Raw genomic sequence first — 24,186 nt, 5'->3', positions numbered from 1 at the left:
CCTAGATTATTTTGGTTTGATTCTGTTGCAATAGAATCGCATATCACACTCGCGACAAACAGAGTAATTTGTCGATCGTTGATTAAATTCTTTCTTTTCAATCTTATGAACTACATCCGTGAATTCTTCAATTATCCTATCAATTTTTTGGCTGTCTTTTTCAAATTCAATAATCGGATTTTCTTGGTCACTTGGATAGTAGAGCTTTAATTTTGAAACAGTGACCTTTTCCTTATCCTCAACTAGTCTTGCATAAATCTGAAGTTGTTTCTCATAATTAATGAGCGACTCATCACCAGTTTCCGGCTTATCCCCAGTTTTAAAGTCCACAATTTCTACAGTATCGCCTTTTCCTTTGATCATATCAACTTGACCATTCAAGATAAAGTCTTCCATAGGATAGCTAAGCTGAACTTCAGCTTTCTTGATGTTTTTCCAAAGGTCCTCAGAATTCTTAAAGTAGTTTTTGACATGCTTAAGTGCTGCATTTCTTGAGTTTGGTGCCAGATAACTATGTTCACTGAGAACAAGCCCCTGGTAATTGTTATTAAACCACGTTTCAAGATTGTCTGGAATAGATGATACTTCATCTCGAAGAATTGCATCATGAATATCTTCAATTGTTTGATGAACTAGGGAGCCAAAAAGTGTAGAACCAACACGGATTTCAGAGAATCCTAGTTCACGGAACATCTTATACTCAACTGAGCATCTTTCATATTTAGAAATATCAGAAGTGAAAGCATATGTTTGCTTCAAATCTGATGCCTTAACTGGTTTAAAATCAAACTCTTCAAATGAATAGTGATGATCATAATAGTCTTCTAGGTCGTTGAAAGCTTCCTTAAACATTTTCCCCGGCATCGGCCAAGCACCACGTGTGCGAATTGGTGTAGTGAGAATAAGTAATTCCTCAGCCCGTGAGTACGCAACATAATAACGCCTCCAGAAGTCAAAAAACTTAATCCTATTAGTTGGTTCAAATGGTTCCCGGTGCGAATAGGCATCATATACCTGTTCAAGTACTCCTTGATTATCATCAGCAGGCCGATCGTATAAGGAATCAGTAATAACGATTGGGAACTCCATGCCCTTCGATTGATGAACCGTCATAAATGAAACGCAACCACTCGGAGCATATTCAGATTCATCTTGATATTCTTCAATGCCACCACCGCTATTATTGCTTCCAAAGAGGAATCTAAAATACGTTTCAAATAGTTTAGAAACATCCTGATTCTTCTTAACATCAGATATGACGTCAACATTTTCATTTGCTTCATACTTGGCAAGTACTTTTGTTAATATAGCGAGATTTCGGATTGCCCTTTGGTCAGCTACTCCGGATGATAGATCTGTATCGATAATTTTTCGGAAGTAGTCGAAGCTGAACATTTGATACAACAATTGTGTGAATGCGTAGTCTGTATTTCCAACAAGGTTGTCCAGCTCATCTTCTCGATAGCTAACCCAATCTTCTAAATCCTCATCGTCATCCATTAGTTGCTCCGCAATATCTAAGCAGCGATCATAATAATCAGTTAGCTTTTCAAGGTATTCCTCAGGTCTATCAACTAGCTCATCCGAATAGTCACCGAAAATTGCAAGTAATACACCAATAGCTGCCATTATCTCTTCACGTTCGAAGAACATTTTTGACCTTGGAGAATAAACTGGAATTCCTTTGCTTTCAAGGTAATTCGCTAGTTCCTGAGTTTCTTTCTTCGCCACTGAACGGAATAAGAAGGCAATCTGGTTGTAATCACTTATGTATCCATCATCTGACAGCATCTTGATGAATCTAAAAATTCTTTCATGCCATTGTTCAGTCGACTCTCCGGCTATTTTCATTACCGGAGGTGTCAACTCTTTATGACTTTTCTCAGGACTAGGTAAGATTGTTTTATCAATTCGAAACTGATTCCACTGAAAGTGAGTCTCTGAGTACTCTTTCATCCACCTATTGTAAAACTCAATTATCTCAGGAGCCGAGCGGTAGTTAGTGGAAAGGTGGATAACGCTGCACTCACCTCTCTTAAATTTACTTTCAAACTCCAGTATATTTCGAATCGTAGCACCACGGAATCGATACATTGACTGGTCATCATCACCAACCACACATATATTATTAGTTTTCGATAGTAAGAAGATCAATTGTTCCTGAATCGAATTGGTATCTTGATACTCATCAATCATCATATACTGAAATAGCTCTTGATATTTTCCAATAATTTCTTGATTTTCACTGAGTAGCTGATAGGCGGTCAACTGAATCGTCGCATAATCCAGTCTATTTTTTGCTTGCAATAGTTCATCGTATTTTTGTTTGATTTCACCCAAAGCAACTATTTGTGGATTTGGATCCGTAAGTAATCGCTCCGCATTTATTTTTTCTTCCGATAGTCCGTTAACTAGATCTGCTATTTTACTTACATTTCTCCATACACCTGAGGTTTCATTGATTAAATGATTAAAGTGTGGCAAAGGTCTAAAATCATAATAATACCTCTGGTAGATGAAGTACTTCTGGTCAAAATCATCCATTAAAGTGAAGTTTTTCTTCAAAGTCGGGATAAATGCTAAGTTATCCTTTACAATTCTTAGACAGATTGAATGGAAGGTTCCAATATAAACGTCATTCAAATCAAAATCTGGAATTACAGAAGAAATACGCGTGATAATTTCCTTTGCAGCCTTTTCCGTAAAAGTCGCCATTAGGATATTTTCAGGTTTGATGCGATGATTATTCACCATATTGGCATATCGGTTAACTAGCGTGGCCGTCTTCCCTGTACCGGGTCCGGCCGAAATCAATAATGGTCCATCTATCGTATCGATTGCCTTTTGTTGGTCAATATTAGGAGTTTTATTTGCTATAATAACATCCCCTCCAATTTTTTTAGTCTTTTATATACTCCGTCACGATGTCAATTTTCAGAGGAATACTAATTATTACAAGTGACTCAATGGACACAGACTCATTTTAGGTCTTAATAATTCTATCGGATACCATTAAAAACTTCTTTATCAAAGATATGGTTATTTTTAGGGTATTTAATTATTAAATTAGTATAAAAAGTTGAATAAACGCCTATTGTAACCATATCTTCATTATCTTATGAAAATATTTATTGCTAATTTCTATAGATTTTTAATAATAGTCGGAAATATTCTAGATAGAAAACAACATTAATGTTAATAGACAATAACCAATCTACACTTTTCTTAACAAATTTACTGTGATTTTTAATATTTGGATAACTGTTTTTTAGTTCTTTATTATACTCCGGTCCCCCAAACCATGATTCTTTCATTGAATCTATTATATCAATATAGTGAAAATGAAGTTATCAACATACGAATTGAAATTAAGTGTCTCTTATCATAAAACCACCCAATTAAAGTGGGTATTTTGAGTTTTGATACTAGCAAACTCTAAAATAAAAGTTGACTACTTTAGCGGTTTTCGTTAACAAAAAAGTTGACCACCCTTATAACCCATCCCTTATCATAAGTTTGTCGAGAACTGTGTGATTTGGGAAGAAGGGATGTTAAAGGTGGCTAATTTTGAGGTTATCAGAAAACTACATGTTAAAGAAGGGCGATCGATCCGGCAATTAGGAAAAGATCTTAATTTATCTAGGCAGACAATTAGAAAAGTACTGCAACAAGCGGAAATTCCACAGTATGAACGAAACCAGCCAGTGGTTAATCCTGTGATTGATCCGAACAAACCACTTATCCTCCGTTGGTTGGAGAGGATGGACATGCCCTTAGAGAACTGCGCCAAAGTGCTGAGCAAATCTACAGTTGCTTGGTGCTCTAAAGGTGGAGAATCCGTTATCTGCCGATTCATAAGTTGTAGAGGTTAAGGGTCATAATAAAATCGATAATCCTATTGTTAAGCGAAACAAAGAGCAGCTGGAGAGATAACATCAGTTAGTGACATGGTTTAGAAGGGGAGGGGACAGAAGCAGTTAGTTTGTAAAAACTAGCTGCTTTCTCTGGGGTAAAATTTTAAAAGTAGTTAAATTCACAGAGGAGCTTGTTCAACACCCGTCTGGAGAACAATAGAGAAGATGATCTTCCATAAGCGTCCAGGTATAACTCTTGAAGCGCCTTCCTTAGAGCACTGTTCTTATTGTTATCGTCCACACCAATTCCTATACAGTCTTTGTAGGGCGAAGAATCCTGGCAAATGGTTGCTGTTACTTTGTAATAAGCAGGGAATTGCAGAAGCTCAATTTCTACCTCATCCCCGTGCTCATTCTTTATCCTTACAACTCGTGAATCTTGATATTCAGTTATCAACGATTAGTCCCCTTTCAATGATTAAATTAATTGGCAGCTCGTTCTAGTGAATACTCTTAACTATATAGGACAGCATATCGCAATCATCAACCCAAATATAAGGGTCATAGTAATAGTACTCAACAGAAGTAATAGATATTAGGTTACAATTACTCCTCGATCACTCTACTTTGCAGCATTTGTTATTTCTCTTCCAGGTGAGTATTTTCCTCAGCTATCTTTACTAACTCCCAAGTCTTCAATCCCAATGCCTTGGCGATTGATGCTGTACCAGCGCCGAGGCTGGGGTCAATATGGTTTTGTTCCACCTTGCTTATGTACTCGCGTGAAAAGCCGGTTAATCCAGCTAGGTCCTCCTGGCTGATTTTCTGGTCGGCTCTTAGTCGTTTGATTGTGCTCCCGATATAAAGGATCTGCTCTTTGTCCAAAGGAAATTTCTCCTTTTTACAGTAATTACATAACTGAGCAGACAGAAACACTATGAACGATAGTTCACATAAAATGTGAAATTTTATTAAGCGGAGGTTTTATCACGAGAAGGTCTGTTTTAACTGGAGATATGATATAGTAGGCCTGACCTCACGTTTATGAAGGATTGGGATGCCAGTTTTGAATCAATTTTGTTAATAAGGCATAAGAGTAGAGGTCGGTCTTTTACCAGGATGGAGTTCAGGAAAGGCAAATAGTTTAAACTTCATTGTTGCCCTCAATAAAAAGGGTGCGATCTCCTTATTGAAGAAACGCACCTGTTAGTGGAGAATAATTATTTTTTCTTTCTTTCATTTATTTCGCCTCAAAGTTCCAGTGAATTACTCGCCAACCATACCGTCGCCATCACGATCGTCCATATATGGGTAAAGCCAATGATCACTCGTTATTGGCATACTAAAACCAGCTGCTTTTGCTTCTTTAATCGTCACCTGTCCATTACCGTTTGTATCAACACTAGCAATATCACCGCTTGTGTTTGTACTGGTTGTTTCAGATGGCTCACTGCTTGTTAAACCGAGTGATTCGTTTACTTCATCAGGGTTCACATTGTCAAATGTATCAACGATCTCATTACCCATTAAAGTGTAGGTATACTGATAACTTGAAGGAATCTGCGTTTCCGTATTCGGATATGTGATGATTGCTTCAAAATTAGCAGCTCCACCTGCCTTACGAATCGCATCTTCCATGTAAGCTTGATCGCCATGCCGGTTGAGCGTACTATCTTGCGGGGTAATATTATAAGCATTTGATACTCCGCCAAGAGAATCAGCAATGATATGCCCTTCATCCAAAACGTCACTTTCGACACCAGGAACCTTTGCCTCATCAGAATAATATCTGCCAGTCGATAATACAGGTTCGGTACTGTCATCCTGCAGAATAATTTCGTCAGCGATGACACGGACTAGCTGCCCGTATTCATTAGTAAATGCCCAATATTCCCGATCCCCATAACCAATGTCAATGACGACATTAGATTCACGATAACCAGATACATCACCGCCATCAACTTCAATAAGTTTGTATCCTGAGAAAAGTTCATTATTTGGTTGGGTTGATGTTTCCTCGGCAGCTGGGACACTTGCCGTTTTCTCTGCTTCTGGTTTCACAGTAACTGTAGTTTCTTCTTGTGGAACTGTATCTGCATTTGTATTGGATGCATCTTCTGGGGTGGTACAACCAGCAATACAGATGATTGTTAGTAGTAAAACTAAATAGTTTATTTTCTTTTTCATTTTAGGACTCTCCTATTATAGTTTTTATATCATTAATTCTAATCTCTCGATTCTACCACGAAAGTTCAATCCTTTCGCGAATGAAGTGGCAGGCATGGTAACCAAGATCGGCAAAGCCAGCAATAGGTTCTGGCTTCCTGCGTGTGAATCATGCCCACCAGATATTCTATGTCCAAAGGTGCCTGGTCCCATATCTATTATAGCCTTATAGTGTGCGATGTCAGGCACCTTTCTTGGAACTATGTTGAAGGCTCAACTTTTGGATGTATGATTTGAATATACTATTTCTGATAAACTATAAAAAATTTACATAATTTGATAAAATATATCAAGATAATCCAAAATAATTAATGTTAGGAGGTTCTTCAATGGAGTTAAGTATAACCTCGAATGATTTTTTAAAGGTGTTTAAACACCTTGACACTCATGATTTTCATAATACTGGTAGCAAGGTTAACTTGTTCCTATGCCCAATAAATGCAAATAGTTTTGATTATAATAGAATTATTGATGAGCTAGTTGAGCCTGTTGCAGACTTTGCTATTTCGAGAAAAGTTAAGGCTTCCTATGCTAATAAGCCTATGAAGCTTTCTAAAGTAGCACGAGAGAAGTTTGTAGAATACAAAAAAAATACTGGGGAACTTGGGGAATTCCTATTATATTGTTTTTTGGAAGGACACCTAAATGCACCTAAAATATTTTCTAAATTAGAAATGAAGACTTCGACCAGTATGTATGTTAATGGATCTGACGGTGTCCATTTTTTAAAAGTTACGGATGACAATTACCAATTAATTTTTGGTGAGTCTAAGACAATTAAGGGGTTACGAGATGCACTTAACGATGCTTATAAATCAATATATCAATTTATTAACGAGATAAATGATAAAGGCGACAGAAAGAGCGGAATTAACTATGAAAAGAGGCTTATCAGTGACAATCTTGATCGGGAGGGCTGGTCAGAAGAGGAAAAGGATTTTTTAACAAAATTAGTTTATCCAACCTTTGAAGATGATTTTTATGTAGATGATGCTTTTGGGATTTTCATAGGATTTCAAATAGAACCCAGTGATGAAGATAAAAAATTAAGCAACTCTGAGTATAGAAAAAAAATAGAAGCGATCGTTAAAGAGCAACTATTGAAAGAATTGAAGAATATAGAAAGCTTAATTAGAAAGTATGAACTCTACGGGTATTCTTTTTATATATATGCTTTGCCTTTTACCGAGCTAGACAAAGCACGAAAAGAGATTATGAAAGGAATAACAATATGAGTTTCATTAAAGAACTTGCTAAAAAAGCAATAAATGATCAATATTTAAAATCATTAATTTTCAAGTTGGAATACATGTATGGAGATTATTTTGCAAGTAATACTGTAAATAATCCTTTAAATGAAAAAGAGTACACAGACTTACTAAGATTTAGCGATATACTTTGTAGGTCAAATATAACAGAGGCTAAAAATCTCGCATATAAAATTATTAGCTTATTATATAATTTTTATTCCGAGGATAAATTTTTTAAGATGCAAGCAGCAACTGTATTGGTGAAGTTAGGTAACTTTCCTTCTCTAGAATTGACTGTTAATGATGAAGAATTTAATCTAGATGAAGTCAAAGCTGAGTCGATAGTAAAACAATTATATCAAGTTGCTCCTGAATCTCAATTTGTTTTTACTGATGCCCAGTACAAAGTGTTTGAAGAACTAAAAGATAGTAATCATTTTAGTTTTTCTGGTCCAACTTCCTTTGGTAAATCTTTTATTATCGAGTCGTTTATTAAGTACCTTATTAAAGAAAGAAATGCTTCTGACAATATAGTTATACTAGTTCCCACTCGAGCGCTGATAAATCAGGTAAAAAATAAACTTAAAAAAGAAATCTCAAATAGGAAATACAAAATTTTATCACATCCAACTGTACCAATGTTGTTTAAAAATAAAGGAAATAAATATATCTTTATATTTACACCTGAAAGACTAATTTCATATTTATCAAACGATAACCCAGCAATTAATTATGTATTTGTAGATGAAGCACAGAAGCTAATAACTGAAAATGATTCTAGAGCTCCTTTATTTTATCATGCATTAATGATGGCAAAAAGAAAGAGTGTTAATTTATATTTTGCATCACCAAATATAATAAACAGCGAAATATTTTTGCAACTATTCGGAAATAGTACAGAGGAAACCTTAAGTATTACAGAGAATTCTGTCTCACAAAATAGATTTTTTATTGACTGTCTTGAGAAAAAGGCAAAAATGTTCACTGAAAGCGGAAAAGAAATAAATATTCCGTATAACTCATTTTCTTTAGATGAATATGAAAACCTTAAGAGTGCAATAACCATTTTGGGGAGAGAAGTACAAAATATCATATACTGTAACACTGTTGATGACACTATTAAGTATGCATTAAACTTTTCAAGAAGTTCAGAAGTTAAGTCAAATCCTAACTTAGATTCTCTTATTGATTTGATTCAAACAACAATGCATGAAGAATATTATCTTGTAGATTGTTTAAGAAGAGGTATTGCATTTCACTTTGGTGGTTTACCGCAAAGGATAAGGGAGAAGATTGAAGCATTATTTCGTAATAAAGATATTGAACATATTTTTTGTACATCTACTCTACTCGAGGGGGTAAACTTGCCCGCTAAAAATATATTTATTTTAAGCAACGCTATTGGTCTTAAACGATTCTCAGATGTGGATTTCTGGAACTTAGCAGGTCGTGCAGGAAGATTAACTAAAGATCTAAGTGGTAACATTATTTGCTTAAGGTTACTAAATAAAAAAAATAGATGGGATAATCCAAAGAAAGATCTATCAATTGTTAAAGAAAAAAAGATAAGTAAAGTAGAATCAATTCTGATGACGAATAAGAGAAACTTTTATACCAATATTGGAAATTCAATTGAACAAAAGCCATTCACTCGAAAAAGTATTTCTGAGAATGAAAAAACTATGATTGAGTCGTACGGAAATATTTTAGCTTATCATGGCATGTCTAAAACAGATTCAATTCTAAGAAGTAAATTTATTGATATTAATAAACAAGGAACTCAAATACTTAATAAAATTGATAACGAAAATATAGTCCCAAAAGAAATATTGGCACAGAGCATGAATATCAAATTAAGCTATCAAAATAATATTCTGACATTAGGGAAAATGTTACCGGAAATTCCGGATGAAGTTAATTATAATACTTGTTTAGAATTGCTCATTACCCTCTATGATTACTATAATTGGGGAGAGGAAGAATCAGGAGGAACCAAACCGTTAGTTAAGAATAAAAATATCCTTACATATTATGCAGTATTAATGAATTCTTGGATAAATTCAAAGCCGTTACAACTTATAATTAAAGATATAATAAACTATTATGTAACAAATAATAAAGAGATATTTTTAACAAATAATTTATCTGAACCTTTTGATATAAATAACAGAGCTCATATTAATAAGTTGGTAAACAACACAGTGTCTGATATTGAAAATGTACTAAGATTTAAAGTGAAGAATTACGTTACTAATTATATTCTTCTTATTAATGAAGTCAATCAAAGTCAGAGGTTACCTAAAAGTATTGACTGGTCCGAGTTCTTAGAATATGGCACAACCGACAAAATAATAATCGAACTCCAAAATTTGGGTTTTCCAAGGCATTTAGCAACATTTCTTAAGAAGAATTATCTGAATTTCTTTGTAATTGAGGAGAATACTATTACCGACTTCCATGATTATGAATTGAAAAAATCTTTTGATAAAAATCAACACAAAGAAGAATACAATGAATTAGCTGAGATACTAGATTGGGAAGAAATTAAATTAGGGTAAGTTTCTTCATCATATAAAATGTGCAGCAAATCTTAAGGAATCTGGGGCCAGAGAAATAGTGTCCAATCTAAATTAGCTAAAGCTTAAAGTGTGTTAGGTTAGGCGCCTTTTTTTATTCGAGCCAAGGGGACAGGCCCCTTGGCTCTTTTTAAGACTTGGCCATGGAACCTGAACCCACGCCCTTGTTAAAATAAAATTTGTTGAACAATCTCTTTAACCGTTATACTAAATTTATAAAGTGGAAGTCTTTGTAAATTACATAACCAGGAGGTCGTACATATGCCAACCTACAACAAATTAGTCCGCGACAAAATCCCGCAAATTATCGAGCAAAGCGGAAAGAAGTTCTCTACAAAAATATTAAATGATCAAGATTACATCAAGTATCTGCAGCAGAAAAGCTATGAGGAACTCGATGAGTATTGCGCGGCAGAAACCAATGAAGATGCTGTTGAAGAACTAGCAGATCTATTGGAGATTATTCACTCTTTGGCTCATCATCATGGTTCATCCATTGAAGAGGTTGAGAAGGTGCGTGAAAAGAAAGCCGAGAAGCGCGGAGGGTTCGAAGAGAAAATTTTCTTGATTGAGGTTGAAGATTGATTTTATGAAACGCTATCAGTTAATTACTTCTCGTTTAGGAGAGCAGCTACAGGAAAAGATTATGGTTGGTAAGACAATCTATATCCTTACTTCTTTCTCAATGAAATCAGGTGTGCGATTGTTAGAACCATCATTGCGTTTTACCGCAGAGCAGGGAGCAGATATTAAAATCCTGACAGGTGATTACCTTTATATCACCCAGCCTGAGGCCTTGGCGAGTTTATTGGATATACACCCAGCTATAGAGGTAAGGCTCTGGAAAAGCAAAGGAATCAGCTTTCACCCTAAAGCTTATTTAATAGAAACAGGAGACAAGGACCATTTCTTTATCGGTTCTTCCAATCTCTCTGCTTCTGCCATGAATAAAGGAATCGAGTGGAACTTACTTGTGAACAATAATAAGGAGCTGTTTGAAGAAGGCTCTGAAGAATTTATTCAGCTGTTTTATCATGATCAGACTGTCCCGCTTAATAATGAAAGCTTGTTGAAGTATGAAGGGGACTACAAAGATTTTCATCAAAAGCATACAAATCTTGAAAAGGTATGGACCGAGCAGGAAGAAGTAAATCTCATGCTCCCGGAGGAGAAGGAGCCTGAGTCAGAGAGTGTTGTTTTAGAGCCTCCTGCTGCTTATGGAGAAATCGCTCCGCGTTTTGCCCAGTTAGAAGCTTTAGAGGAGCTCAGCAAGACGTACGAAGAAGGGTATAGAAAAGCGCTTGTGGTAATGGCTACAGGTCTGGGGAAAACCTATCTGGCCGCTTTCTTCGCCAAACAGTTCAAGGGAGTTCTCTTCATCGCTCACCGTGAAGAAATCCTCAAACAAGCGGAAAAATCCTTTAAGAATGTTATGCCTGATTTGGAAACAGGGCTCTATAATGGCGTCGAAAAGGATGGAGAAAAGGCTGCTGTATTTGCCTCCATTTATACGCTTAGCAGGCAGAAGCATATGAAACGTTTTAGTCCTAATGATTTCGATCTTATTATTATTGATGAGTTTCATCATGCAGCTGCCAATACCTATCAAAGGGTTTTGGAGTACTTTCAACCGCAATTCTTGCTTGGGATTACAGCCACACCAGATCGCAATGATAATCGAGATATCTATTCTATCTGTGAGGGGAATCTAGCTTATAAGATTGACTTCCTTCAGGCGATCGGACATGGCTGGTTATCTCCATTTAATTATTATGGAGTATATGATGAAACGGATTATTCCCAAATAACCTGGCTAGGGTCCCGCTATGATGAGGAACAGCTAATGGCAGTTCAGCTAAAGGAAAGTTATGCGGAACGAATTCTTAAAGCTTGGGAAAAGCATAAGCATAATAGATCTTTAGTATTTTGTTCTTCTATCCGCCAAGCAGAGTTTCTGTCAGACTTTTTCAATGGAAATGGTTATAACACACTCGCTCTGACATCAAATTCAACTAGCAGAGACAGGGCCGATTCTATTAAAATGCTGGATAATGGTGAACTGGACGCCATCTTTACAGTGGACTTATTCAATGAAGGAGTAGATATTCCTTCTGTGGACACCCTGCTGTTTGTTCGACCGACTGAATCATTAACCGTGTTCACCCAGCAAGTAGGGCGTGGCCTGCGCCTTCATGATAATAAAAGCCACTGTGTAATCATTGATCTGATTGGGAATTATCGGAATGCAGACGTAAAGGTATCTCTGTTTGAACAAGAACCAGGTAAAAAGGGAAACCGGTCAAAAGTTGTCCCAACAGTTCCGCAGGACTGCAGCTTAAACTTAGATACGAGCGTTGTGGATCTACTGGCAGAAATGGCCCGGAAAAAGCAGCCAAGAAAAGAAGCACTCAAAGAGGCTTATTACGAGCTGAAATATGAGCTGGGGAGAAGGCCCACCTATTTGGAGCTCCATTTGCAGGGGAGAATGGGAGCAAAAGCCTATTATGACGAATGGAAATCCTATCATCGCTTCCTTTATGAAATAGACGAGCTGAGTGAATTGGAGGAAGATGCTTATCTGTCTTATGAGCAATTGCTGAAGGAAGTAGAAAAGACCGGGATGACGAGAAGCTACAAGATGGTCTTGCTAAACGCAATGCTGCAAAAAGGATCCTCGGAATGGTACAAACCCATAACACCAGAGGAAGCAGCCCCGTATTTTCACTACTACTTAACAAGTGAAGAATTTCGGAGATCGACCGACTTTTCAGGCAAGTCTCATAAACAGATGTGGGAGTATGATGAGAAGAAGGTAGCGAGCTTAATTGGGAGTATGCCTATGACTAAATGGAGTGGGAGTTCTGGTGGGGTTATATCCTTTGAGGATGGGATCTTTGATATAGGGTTGGATATACCTGAGCAATTTGAGGCGCTTATTTTTAATTTTACAAGAGAGATTTGTGAATACCGGCTTCATGCTTACTTTCAGAGGAAAGCTAGCGGAGTATCTGGTGACTTGTTTTTGCTATAAATGAATCCTTCAGTAGGAGCCAATAATGAAAAAAGATATACATGTTGTAGGAGCAGTTATTTTTAAAGATAATAAAATTCTTTGTGCTCAAAGAGGCAAGGAAAAGTCTTTACCACTATTGTGGGAATTTCCAGGTGGCAAAATTGAAAAAGGAGAAAAACCTGAGCAAGCCTTAGTAAGAGAAATTCAAGAAGAGATGCATTGTACGATAGATATTGGAGAAAAAATAGAGCATACGGTCTATGAATATGACTTTGGTATTGTTCACTTAACAACCTACTATTGCAAGTTGGTTGAAGGAGAGCCGGTTTTAACTGAGCATGCTGCGGTCAAGTGGTTGGCTCCTAAAGAATTGCCCACTCTCGAATGGGCTCCAGCTGATATTCCTACTATTGAAAAAATCGCAAAAATAAACGCGTAAAAAGAGCTATCCAACTTTCCTGTTGGATAGCTTTTTTAAAAAATGGGCACTGCTTACAGAGAATATAGGTGCCTGACTCCAAATGTGTTACAGAATTAAAGTATGTGGGGGCATGGCACCATGTTATTCTAATTAACTACAAAATATTTTTATTAGCCCTCGGCACCAAATAAGAAGGCATCTCTTCTTCAAGCTCCCAAACAAAACTCATCGGTTTGTTCCCTGAATGCTTTATATAATTTGCAGTTCCAAGGAACACGAAGGGTGAAGGGAGACTGCCTTTTTCTTTTTTATATTCCCTGACGAACAGAGCGATTTTGTTCCCCGTGTTACGGTGGTGGATATATCGTTGGCCAGTCGGGCTCTCCTCGCTTACTTTACTCTGGGTTTGCCAATGAAATAATCTTTCGTTTATGGCATAGTCCTCGTATAGCGTTGAGGGTGAGAAATCTTTTTCTGATTTGTTTAAGGTGATAAAAAAGATGTCGAGCTTCTTGTCTTTAAAGTATTTCACGCCTTCTCGGAAAGCTGGACTTTGTTCTTCGTTATTATAGTCCAGTCCAGCCAGTACTTGGGCAGTTGAATAGCGGCTGTGTACTTGAAGCGGACAAGGGAAGTCAAGGTTAGGCGGTAGTTCTACCGTTTCAAGTGAATCGTATAATACCCCAATAATCTGTTTGATTTCCTCCTTGAAGACAGGATGCTTCAATACATTTTCAATGCCTTCCCTTATCGAAGAAAGTCCTTCTTTTTCAGGATGGGATTGATAAAAAGAGTAATAGAACATGTTCAACATTAGTTCTTCTTCTTTGCTACTGACTTCTCCTGTTTCTATATAAGCTTTTAAAAACTCCAGCAACTTTCTTGAATTAAGATGAAATAGGCTTGGCAATCGTTTTGTCAGCCAATCCTCGTCCTCATACTTAAAATCATCAGCCTGGCCAGCCTCAACTAAAAGCCGGGAAAAGCTTCGGTCTTTATTTCCTCCATAAAAATCATAGAGGTCCAGATGATAGTGCTCCAGGAAATTTGTCAAAGATAGAGGTTTCCCGGTATCGTGCTCAAAGGTTCTTAACTTGGCTACTAGGTTTCCTTTTGTATTGGCACCTGCTTTGATGTTTCGAAGGATATATTCTTTCGCTTGTTTTTCCAATTGGATGAAGCAGCCTTTTGGCAGGTTGAAGAATCCGTTCTCCACATAGTATTGGACAGAGTGTTTTGATTTTCCGATTAGAGCTCTTAGCTTTTCCTCATATGAATAGTTGCGGTGAGCTTGTCCGACGAAATCCAAGACGGTCAGGCAATCTTTGTCTTCTGATAAACGAAGGCCGCGCCCTAATTGTTGCAGGAAGACTGTCATACTCTCTGTTGGGCGCAAGAACAGGACAGTATTAATTTCTGGGATGTCGATTCCTTCATTGTATAAATCAACGACAAAGATGAACTTAATTTCTCCTGAAACAAGCAGCTGCTGTGCTTCCAAACGGGCTTTTCTGTCCGTTCCTCCAAACAAGGCGATAGAAGGGATACCGGACTTGTTAAAAAAGTCTGCCATGTACTGAGCGTGGGCAATTGACACGCAAAACCCTAAACCTTTTACATCGCTAATATCCGTGACATACTTCTGTACGCTCTGAACAATTTGAGAGCTTCGAAGGTCGTTGGACGTATAGACATTTTCTAATTGCTTGGTATCGTATCCACCTCTCGACCATTTTAATTTTGAAAGGTCGACGGTATCGGTGACACAGAAGTATTGAAAAGGGCTTAACAGCTTTTGGTTAATCGCTTCTGTTAACCGCATTTCAGCTGCTATATGATCATCAAAATAAGAGAGGATGCTTTTACCATCCATCCTTTCAGGAGTAGCGGTCAATCCTAAAAGAATTTGCGGCTGATAATGCTTGAGCAGCTTTTGATAAGAGTCTGCTGCGGCATGGTGGAACTCATCCACAATAATAAAATCGTAATAACCACTTTCGGTATGCTTATCGAGTTCCTTGCTGTTAAAGCTTTGGATACTGACAAATAAGTGGTCCAGAGCGGATGGTTGTTGTGCTCCGACAAGCATGTCCCCAAAGTTTGGTTCCCGTAGAATAGCACGGAAGGTGTCCATACTTTGCTTCAGGATTTCTTCACGGTGAGCAACGAATAGTAGCTTTGCTTTGCCGCCATTTGCTTTCCTGAAGCGTTTGTAATCGAAGGCAGAGATCACGGTTTTCCCCACACCAGTTGCAGCAACTAACAAATTTTTATAGCGATGATGCACTTCCCGTTCTGCCTGCAGCTTTTCAAGGATCTCTTTTTGGTAAAAGTAAGGTTGAATATCAAAGAGATATTGAACCGACTCCTCAGCCACTTTGCTTTTCTCCAGGGCCAGCTTAAGAGTCTGGTTGTCCACCTCGTTCTCTCCATTAAACTCTTTGAACTCCCTATCATTCCAATAGCTTTCAAAGGTGGCTTCACACTTCTTAAGAACATCAAAGGAATCCTTCTCCGTTACCTTTACATTCCACTCAAGACCAGACGTTAGGGCTGGATTGGAAAGGTTAGAGGAGCCAATATAAGCCGTACTGAACCCGGTATCTCTTTTAAAAAGATAAGCCTTGGCATGAAGTCTTGTCCGCTGCACATCATAAGAAATACGAATCTCAGTATTGGAAAGCTTACTCAGCTCCTGAATCGCCTTGTAATCAGTGGCTTCCATATAAGAAGTCGTAATCACCCGAAGTCTGCCACCACGCTCAGTGAAAGTCTTCAGTTCCTCTAGAATAATTCGCAAGCCGCTCCACTTGATAAATGAGACAAGCATATCAATAGAGTCAGAAGAGACGATTTCCTTCTTCAACTCACCCAGCATATTCGGCTCATAGCTGGAACCAGTAAATAGCGAACTCTCAGAAATGGGCGTTATGGGACGGATGACTTCCTGTTTACCGATGCTTCGGATGGAGTTCATCTTAGCGTAGATATGTGTCAATACTTCGCCTTCCTCGGCAATTTTCAGCTGTTCAAATTCCTGGTGATCTAATCGCTGGCTTAGAGTGCTGATGATTTCATTGCAGGTCTCAATTTGTTTTAAAAGCGCCAGTTGATCATTTTTTTCCTCATCGCGAACAGCTTTTAGAGCCTTTCTGGTAACTGAGCTGATGTAGGAAGATAGGATTTTTCTAGCTTCCTCAACGTCCAAAGGCGACCTTCCAATATCAAAATCCAAGTTGGAGTCTGTGAGCTCTTCTTGGAGCTTTTTTGTAATGATTTCTTCGTAGATTCCTTGTTTTAGCATGGGTGAGATCCTTTCATGGTATATGGGTTTATTTGGTATAATTATAATAACACAGATATAGCCGGAATCGTGGTTGCGTATAGAGGAGGACTCCATGCTTAATAAATCCTTAGAACTTTCAAAGCTTGAAACAACAATTAGTCGAAGGCAGAAAGAACTGTTGGAGTTGGAACAGAAGATAGAGGAAAAGAAAATGTTGCTCAAGCAGTTGAATCGGAAAGTCCGTAAGTATGAAGAATACATTGGTTCCGAAAATGAGGTAGTAGTAGCGGGAGCAGTAGAACCTGTTCTTGGTTTTGAAAGGAAGATAGGAGTTATCGCCCAAACCGACTTGAAAAAGCTTTTGGAAAGTGGTCGTGTTCCACTATCGGTGATAGAGAATTTGAAGGACAAAAGGTATTCCAAAAACACTTTTGACCTGAATTTTCCTTTGCTGAGAGAGGTAACGGACATGGGTAAAATTGATGAACTTAAGATGGATCATACTGGGCGTAGCCGTTATTATGCTAAGCCTATTAGCATTCTGGGGAAGAAGTATTTGTTGTGTTCGCAGTGGTATGAGTATAGTAGGTCTAAGTTGGTTGGGTGGATTGGTAAGTATAATAACTAGTTTCAGTTCGAGCGTTTTCATATACTTAGGATCGTCACGGTGAAAAGAAAGTGTAAAACATAACTGTAAACAAGAATTTAAGTGAAGTACCAGGCCATGTCAACACTTATGTGGTTAGGCCATTTAGTGTTTATCCAGGTAAAGCACAGCGTTTAAACAGAGTAGCGGATATTCCTTTTTTTGATTTAATTCTGTAGTTAATACTCTATTTATAAATAAAGTGCAAGATTTAACTAAACTTATTATAGCCCACTTAATAAGTTAAGAGATATATCGCAAAATTTTACAATAATATACATCAAGTGAAGAGTACCCCAATCCTATGTGGTATAATAATTTACAGAATTTACTGAAAGGGTAGTGGAAATGGTATCTCGCGCACTTGTAGATCAACCTAATATTAGTAAAAATTCAATAATCGGGCATGCAATTCTCGCAGTAAATATAAATTCAAATAATAGTACTTTTATCGATTATTTCTTACCAATGGTCTCCGAAACAATAAGGGTCTCACCTAATGAGTATATAACCATTGAAGATATAAATAACGATTTGATTAAGAGTTTTGGAATTCGTATACCTTTAAATGTAATAAGAACGATACTAAATAAATTGAAAAGAAAAAAATATATTAATTACAATGCACCTTCAAAGTCGTATACACCTAATAGAAGGTTGTTAGAAAAATCGAACTTCAAAGAAAAACAGATTGAAATTTTGGGTTATCATCAACAATTAATTTTAGAATTAAAGGATTTTCTTTTAAGCAATTCAGTTGAGGTTAATTTAGATGAAGCTGAAAAATATTTTGAAGAATTTTTGGAGGAAACAGGTTATTCCTTGTCTTATGAAGAGCCCTTTGATTTTTCAGAATCAGATGTTATTAGAAAAAGACGATTATTTTTAGTATCTAAGTTTATAAAGAAAATTGAAGAGGATTATTCCCCGACCTTTAATTACTATGAGTCAATAGTTATGGGCAACATGCTAGCAAACGCTATGTATTATACTGAGCCGGATAAATTTCAACAAAAATTCACTCACACCATTGTGTACCTTGATGCGCCTTTAATTATTTTTGCCCTCGGGTATGCAGGTAAACTGAGGGAAGAACCCTGTAACGAATTGATAAAAATGCTTAGGCAAAATCATGCTGTAATTAAATGTTTCCAGCATTCAGTGGATGAAATTAGGGATATTCTTTATGGTTGTATATCTAAACTTGAAAATGGACAAAGTGATAATTTTGGAACTATTGAATATTTCCTAAGTCAGCAATATGATAAAGCAAATATATTAAGTTTAATTAATAGTTTGGAAAGAGAGATTAAAGAAAGACTTCGAATTGGAATAGTTGAAAAGCCGGAGTTTAAAGAAGCTCAGTATGACTTTAATATTGATGAGAAAAATTTCACTGATTATTTAAGGGAAAACATGCGATATAAATTTATGGGCTCCTTGGATAGAGATGTTGACTCCGTCCATGCTGTTATTAGAATTCGTAAAGGTCATAAATCAATTTCTGTTGAAAATTCTAAAGCTATCTTTATTACCAATAATGCACGTTTAAGTGCTAAAACCAGAAGATATTTTAAAGGGGTTTACAATGGGACCTACATTCCCCCTATTTTAACTGATTATGATTTAACTACTTTGCTTTGGGTGAAAAACCCTAATGTGGATCCCAGCCTTCCGCGAAAACGCATAATCGCTGACTGTTTTGCTTCAATGCAACCGCCAGAACAATTGGTGAATAAATACTTAGAAGAAATAAAAAAATTAAAGGAAACTGGGAAATTAAGTGAAGGTGATTATTCACTTTTAAAAGTAAGCCAAGAATCAAGACAAATATTAATGGATGAAACACAGGGCGATGAGGAAGTATTAACAAATGCTAAGGTTTTTGAAATTGTTGAATTAACAAAACGGAAAATGCTGAAAGATAAGGACTTAGAAATTGAATCAAGAGACTATGAATTAGCGGAGAAAGAAAAGGAAATTAAAAAATATAAAGATGAAAGAGAGCAAAAGTTATTCGAAGAAAAGGGAAAAGAACAACGTCAGTGGATGAAAGTCAGGAGAATCTCTAGTCTAATTCACATGGGGCTTGCAGTTATCGTGAGCATTCTATTTTGCTTAGGACAACTTTTTATAATTAAAAGTAACGATATAAATGTTCCATTATCGGTTCAATATCTTATGTATTCATTATTTGTATTTCTTTTTCCAGCAATGAGCTTTTGGGGGGTTGGTTTCATATCCCCATTAAAAAAATCAAAAGAAGCCTTAGCGGGCCGTTTGAAAAAAAAATTTTATGATGTGTAAATTTTTAATGTAAAGAGCCAAGGGGACAGACCCCTTGGCTTTTTACTATTGATAATTAACAAAACCCGGAGCCGGATCCAATTCCAAAACATCCTTAGGTGTCGGCTCATCCTTTTTATAAAAGACTTTGAACCCGCCGTATTGAATAGGCTGCTTTTGTACAATTTCATTGTATCCGGCTCTTTTGATAGCATCCAATCCATGTCCTCGAAGTTGATGACGACTACTGTGTTGTCTGTGGGTTGGGTGGAGTCCTTATTGATGAGGACTTTATCCGCGAATTGATGGACGATGACCATTTTTTCAGGCAGTTCATTTTCGGCTGATAGGTTTGATACATATTCAATTGCTTCTTGAACTTCCTTCCCATCGACAGTGCCTAAGTCCAGTTCGTGAATTTGTCCTTCTTTTACATGGAATTCGGTATCGATGGCTAAGTGGGACCAGACCCCATGGCCCAAAAAATAGCCAAGGGACCAGCCCCCATGGAACAACCTCAAAAAAAAGTTCCGCATACCATGTCCATTTCCCATTCACATCTATATATAAGAGATGAACAAACAAAAAGGAGTGATTGGGGAATGCAGATGCAGATGAATGGGTGGACGCAGTTTGAGAGGCAGGTTCGGTGGAGTGAGGTATTTCATCATGTGGAGGATTTGCGGTTGTATTTGCTGCTGAAGAGTGATGCGATGGTGAAGGATGAGGTGCCGTGCGGTGAGTTAGTGCTGAATGCGGGGCAGTATGTTCGTTCGATCACTCTGCTGCGGGAGGATCTGTGGTTTTATAATGTGAAGAAGAAGGATTTTTACAGTCATTCGCGGATTCAGCGTTCGATTAAGCGGCTGGAGAAGCTCGGTCTGATTACGGCGGAGCGGTTTCCGCATGGGTTTTTGTTTACGGTGCTTGGAGTGGAGGAACCTGCGGATGGCCGAGAAATGGCTGAAATGGGTGTGGAGGAACCAGCAGATGGCCGTGAACTGGCTGAAGTGGAAGCGAAAAATACGGCAGAAGTACAGGCTGAAAACGGACAGGAACCTTTTTTGCCGCCTGCACGTGAATCGGACGTGGAGGACTCGCGAATCGAACCTGAAGACACAATAGAGAAAAGAAATAAAAGAGAGAAAAGAAAGAATAAAAACAACAACAACAGCATCTCCGAAGATGTCCGGAGAGCAAAAATCGCTGCTGTTGCTGAACATTTCATGGTGAGGAGAGGCAAAGGCTTTTTCCTGACAGCAATGGATTTGACCGCGATTGAAAGAATTTGTGAGTCTCCGCTATCGACTGAGCAGCTGACGGCGTTTATGGACGAGCAGTTTGACAAGGTGGAGCAGGGCGATGTGCATGATACGATCAACAGCCCAAAATATTTGGAGAAGATCCTGGAATCGTATGAGCCGCCGGAGGTGCTGGAGCAAAGGCTGGAAGAGGCGCTTGCCGCCTTGGGTGAGAGAGTGGAGAATGCATGACACTGGAGGAGTTCAACAGGGTGATTAAGGAAATCCATCTTGCTTTTCCCGGAAAGCGGATGGACCTTGATACCCTTGAGATCTGGCATCGGCATTTATCGGAATGCAGGTATCCGGCCGTGAAGCAACGGCTGGATGCTTATATCAGGCAAAATTCTTACCGGCCGGCACTGGCTCATCTTTATGTGAGGGATGAGACGGAGACAACGGTGCTGGACATGATGAAAGAATAGGAACGGGAAGGGGAGAAGAAGATTGGGGACAGAAGGTATAGGGATAAACTACGACCGCCTTGGGAGGAGTGATCAGCCGAGGGAGAAGCTGTTGGAGGCAGAAAGCATGATTCTTGGGGCAGTCCTGCTCGAGCCTCAGGTGATTGAGCAGCTGACTTTGGGACCGGAGCATTTCACTCAGGGGGAGAACCGGCAGATTTTTTCCGCGATGAGGGCTTTGGAGAGCAAGAAACTGAAGATTGATATGGTCATGCTGGTGGAAGAGCTGGGCGACCAGATTGAGAATGCCGGGGGTGTGAGTTATCTGGTGGAAGTCGCCAACAGCTGTCCGACGGCAGCCAATCTTGATCAGTATGAACAGATTGTCCTTAAGTATTACCAGCTGGGCCTGATCCGCAAATCCGCCCACTATTTCCTTGGCGATTTTACCCCTGAAGCAGCGGCAGAGCTTTATAAGACGCTCATCCAATATCACACCATTCATAACAAAGATAAAATGACGAAAGATGAACTTTTGCTGCAGCTGTATGAATCGCTATATGAACAGAAGACAGGACTCCCGGGCGTGGACACTGGATTTGAAACACTGAATGGGCTGACAGGAGGCTGGAAGGAAGGGGAACTCATCATCCTCGCAGCAAGGCCCTCGATGGGGAAGACAGCGCTTGCCATCCAGCTTGCCTGGGAGTGTGCGAGCAGGAACGGAATATCGCTTGTCTTCTCACTGGAAATGAGCGCAAAGCAAATCTTCCAGCGGCTGCTCTGCAGTCTGTCCGGCATCAACATGATGAAATGGCATAACCCTCATAAATACCTCTCGATGGAAGAGATGGGGAGGATGCAGGAGGCCATGAACAACGTCTACAAAGCCAAACTGACCGTGGAGGAAAACGGTCTCGTCACCCTCATGGAAATCCGCCAGCATATCATGAACCTGAAGCGCGAGCATCCCACCGAGTCTTTCCTTGTCGTCATTGACTACCTGCAGCTCATCACCGTCAAGGAGCGCTTTGACCGCCACGACCTTACCATCGGGTACATCACCAAGCAGCTGAAGAGCATGGCAAAGGAATTCAAGATTCCGATCATCCTCCTGTCGCAGCTTTCCAGGGGAGTTGAGTCAAGGGCGGATAAACGTCCTCGGCTTTCGGATCTGCGTGATTCTGGCAATATTGAGCAGGATGCTGATTTGGTGCTGTTTTTGTATAGGGATGCTTATTATGACAGCAAGAGTGAGGTGGGGAATGAAGTGGAGGTGAATATCGCGAAGAATCGGAATGGGCCGGTTGGGATGGTGAGGTTGGGGTTTGAGAAGGAGGTTGGGCGGTTTTGGGGGTGAGCAGGGGGGCGGGTCCCTTGGCTTTTTTTGAGTTTAGGCTAGGAAACTGTCATGTATTAACAGCGCCAGGAATCGTCAGCATAGTAACAAAGCTTAATTATTTCAGACTCATAAACCACGGGAAACCTTATCACAAGCTAAGCAAGTTTGTTATTTATATCTTCACAAATTTTATAGAGTTCTTGTTAGGGTTTTTCAAGACATTATTTGCTCGTGGACTCTCTCTCCTTTTTGTAAAGGCGCCGAGGAATAGTCATCAGTAGGGATATAAAAGCCATAAGTGGTAAAAAACGGGTAATTATTTATTGTGTTTTAAATTTTTTTACTTGTAGAATTAATTAGTTTGGGATAATTGACAAGCCTTCGACAAATAATGACATTAATTTCATATTTTAAATAGTAATATATTAATATGTAAAAAGTATTAAAAATTTGATAAAGGCAAACTTATCGAAAGGTAAGGACGCAAAACTACGAGTCTAAAGACCTGTTCGGTTATGACAGTCGGGTTGCTAAGTGAGGTATACTTACCTATATAAGGCTATTCCGGTTGAATCCGGGATAGCTTTTCTTTTTGAATAATAGCTAATGTTTATCCCAAAAGCCAATCACTAGTCTACCTTTAGACTATCTATGGAGAGATTTAGCAAAAAGTGAATTGTTATAATTTTATGGGAAGTGATAGGATGCTTGAAGATTTAGTTATAGAGAAATCCAATATTCTTAATGGAACTAAAGTATCTAACTATTTAGTATTAGGTACTATGAGTTCTGGAAAGTCAACTTTTCTAAATAGCCTAATCGGACTTGACATTTTTCCATCTAAGAATGAAGCATGCACGGCAAAAGTAATTTCATATCTTGCTAACCCTGCTATGAACTGTTTTCTATATCTGAAAAATAATGCTAAAAAACCAGTACATAGAAAAAAGTTGGATGCTTCTCATCTTAATAAATGGAATGAAGATAGAACGATAAAAGAAATTATAATAGAAGGCCCTGCAATTTCATTTAAAGGAAAACACTTCTGTGTGGTAGATACTCCTGGACCAAATAATTCAATGGATAAAACTCATGAAGAAGCAATGGAAAGAGCAATACATAAGGGTAATTATAAAAAAGTATTTTACCTTTTAAATGCTAGTCAACTTGGGACAGAAGATGATCAACGTTTGTTACATTTTATAAAAGAAACTTGCGTGGAAAACAATCTGTTGTTTGTTGTTAATAAGGCAGATGTAATTGATGATACGGAAGAGGAAAACCTTACCCTTATATCCAAAAATGTTGAGAATTATTTAACTCAAAATGGTTTTAAGGTACCGAAGATTTATTTTGTCTCCTCATTAGCTGCGTTGCTGGCAATGAAGGTAACAAACAATTTAGAAATTACTAGGAAAGAATCTAGAGACTACCAAAGATTATCGTTGCTCTTAGATAAAAAACTATCGGAATATAACATAAATGTTACTAAAAGAATTTCTCCCAAAACTAATGTAATAAACTCTGTAGATCCATTATGGATACAATCAGGAGTCCCTGAAATAATGAATATACTTTGAG

At 38.1% G+C, this 24,186-nt stretch carries 17 protein-coding genes and 1 riboswitch; of the genes, 11 read left to right on the top strand and 6 right to left on the bottom strand.

The genetic code is table 11. The annotated features are described in order from the left end of the window. Window positions 1-6: 6 nt before the first annotated feature. The 4 genes from Q9R36_RS09305 to Q9R36_RS09290 all read right to left on the bottom strand — a co-directional run bounded on the left by Q9R36_RS09305 (window position 7) and on the right by Q9R36_RS09290 (window position 6,041). Complete coding sequence (locus Q9R36_RS09305; RefSeq protein ID WP_311225139.1) at window positions 7-2,856, bottom strand: ATP-dependent helicase; 2,850 nt, start codon at window positions 2,854-2,856, stop codon at window positions 7-9. A 1,161-nt stretch (window positions 2,857-4,017) separates the two neighbouring features. Further along, entirely contained in the window at window positions 4,018-4,311 is a 294-nt protein-coding gene (locus Q9R36_RS09300; RefSeq protein WP_311224990.1) for a hypothetical protein, read from the bottom strand. Between the two features lie 182 nt (window positions 4,312-4,493). Beyond that, window positions 4,494-4,739, bottom strand: coding sequence for a helix-turn-helix domain-containing protein (locus Q9R36_RS09295; protein WP_311224989.1), 246 nt, complete (start codon window positions 4,737-4,739; stop codon window positions 4,494-4,496). 381 nt (window positions 4,740-5,120) lie between these two features. Continuing rightward, window positions 5,121-6,041 carry a DNA/RNA non-specific endonuclease gene (locus tag Q9R36_RS09290; RefSeq protein ID WP_311224988.1) on the bottom strand — a complete coding sequence of 307 codons (921 nt, stop codon included), beginning with the start codon at window positions 6,039-6,041 and terminating at the stop codon, window positions 5,121-5,123. Between the two features lie 368 nt (window positions 6,042-6,409). Here Q9R36_RS09290 and Q9R36_RS09285 point away from each other — a divergent pair, with 368 nt between their 5' ends. The 5 genes from Q9R36_RS09285 (at window position 6,410) to Q9R36_RS09265 (ending at window position 13,358) form a co-directional block, all read left to right on the top strand. Next, window positions 6,410-7,315, top strand: a complete 906-nt coding sequence (locus tag Q9R36_RS09285; protein WP_311224987.1) for a HamA C-terminal domain-containing protein — start codon at window positions 6,410-6,412, stop codon at window positions 7,313-7,315. Next, window positions 7,312-9,888 (top strand): DEAD/DEAH box helicase, encoded by a 2,577-nt coding sequence (locus Q9R36_RS09280; protein ID WP_311224986.1) that lies wholly within the window; start codon window positions 7,312-7,314, stop codon window positions 9,886-9,888. The genes Q9R36_RS09285 and Q9R36_RS09280 overlap by 4 nt, the downstream gene beginning before the upstream one ends. Window positions 9,889-10,167: 279 nt before the next feature. After that, a complete protein-coding gene (locus Q9R36_RS09275) occupies window positions 10,168-10,491 on the top strand; it encodes a pyrophosphohydrolase domain-containing protein (RefSeq protein ID WP_311224985.1) in 324 nt (107 codons plus the stop codon). A gap of 4 nt (window positions 10,492-10,495) precedes the next feature. Continuing rightward, window positions 10,496-12,937, top strand: coding sequence for a DEAD/DEAH box helicase family protein (locus Q9R36_RS09270; protein ID WP_311224984.1), 2,442 nt, complete (start codon window positions 10,496-10,498; stop codon window positions 12,935-12,937). Between the two features lie 25 nt (window positions 12,938-12,962). Further along, complete coding sequence (locus Q9R36_RS09265) at window positions 12,963-13,358, top strand: (deoxy)nucleoside triphosphate pyrophosphohydrolase (RefSeq protein WP_311224983.1); 396 nt, start codon at window positions 12,963-12,965, stop codon at window positions 13,356-13,358. A 136-nt stretch (window positions 13,359-13,494) separates the two neighbouring features. Here the strand turns inward: Q9R36_RS09265 and Q9R36_RS09260 are convergent, their stop codons facing one another. Continuing rightward, entirely contained in the window at window positions 13,495-16,644 is a 3,150-nt protein-coding gene (locus Q9R36_RS09260) for a DEAD/DEAH box helicase (protein WP_311224982.1), read from the bottom strand. Window positions 16,645-16,738: 94 nt separating this feature from the next. On the opposite strand from Q9R36_RS09260, the gene Q9R36_RS09255 reads away from it, so the two are divergent. Both Q9R36_RS09255 and Q9R36_RS09250 read left to right on the top strand, forming a co-directional pair. After that, window positions 16,739-17,254, top strand: a complete 516-nt coding sequence (locus tag Q9R36_RS09255; RefSeq protein ID WP_311224981.1) for a hypothetical protein — start codon at window positions 16,739-16,741, stop codon at window positions 17,252-17,254. 366 nt (window positions 17,255-17,620) lie between these two features. Then, the gene (locus tag Q9R36_RS09250) at window positions 17,621-19,579 is read left to right on the top strand and encodes a hypothetical protein (RefSeq protein ID WP_311224980.1); all 1,959 of its coding nucleotides are present in this window, start codon (window positions 17,621-17,623) and stop codon (window positions 19,577-19,579) included. On the opposite strand, the gene Q9R36_RS09245 is transcribed toward Q9R36_RS09250, so the two are convergent. After that, window positions 19,567-20,079 (bottom strand): hypothetical protein, encoded by a 513-nt coding sequence (locus Q9R36_RS09245; protein WP_311224979.1) that lies wholly within the window; start codon window positions 20,077-20,079, stop codon window positions 19,567-19,569. The two genes, Q9R36_RS09250 and Q9R36_RS09245, sit on opposite strands and share 13 nt — an antisense overlap. Between Q9R36_RS09245 and Q9R36_RS09240 the strand changes: the two genes are divergently transcribed. From Q9R36_RS09240 to Q9R36_RS09225, 4 genes are all read left to right on the top strand, one after another. Then, window positions 20,065-21,051, top strand: a complete 987-nt coding sequence (locus Q9R36_RS09240; RefSeq protein ID WP_311224978.1) for a hypothetical protein — start codon at window positions 20,065-20,067, stop codon at window positions 21,049-21,051. The two genes, Q9R36_RS09245 and Q9R36_RS09240, sit on opposite strands and share 15 nt — an antisense overlap. 20 nt (window positions 21,052-21,071) lie before the next feature. Continuing rightward, on the top strand, window positions 21,072-21,284 hold the full coding sequence (locus Q9R36_RS09235) for a hypothetical protein (protein ID WP_311224977.1): 213 nt from the start codon (window positions 21,072-21,074) through the stop codon (window positions 21,282-21,284). Between the two features lie 22 nt (window positions 21,285-21,306). Next, on the top strand, window positions 21,307-22,623 hold the full coding sequence (locus tag Q9R36_RS09230) for a replicative DNA helicase (protein ID WP_311224976.1): 1,317 nt from the start codon (window positions 21,307-21,309) through the stop codon (window positions 22,621-22,623). Window positions 22,624-23,053: 430 nt separating this feature from the next. Next, window positions 23,054-23,140, top strand: a riboswitch (cyclic di-GMP riboswitch). A gap of 169 nt (window positions 23,141-23,309) precedes the next feature. Next, window positions 23,310-24,185: a dynamin family protein gene (locus tag Q9R36_RS09225; RefSeq protein WP_311224975.1), complete on the top strand. Its 876-nt coding sequence runs from the start codon at window positions 23,310-23,312 to the stop codon at window positions 24,183-24,185. Window position 24,186 lies beyond the last annotated feature (1 nt).

Origin of the sequence: Bacillus sp. AG4(2022) (genome assembly GCF_031844465.1) — a bacterium.
In the GTDB taxonomy this organism is placed as follows: Bacteria; Bacillota; Bacilli; order Bacillales; family Cytobacillaceae; genus Bacillus_AB; species Bacillus_AB infantis.
The sequence above is the reverse complement of the archived record's forward strand: the minus strand, read 5'-3'. Positions and strand labels throughout refer to the sequence as shown.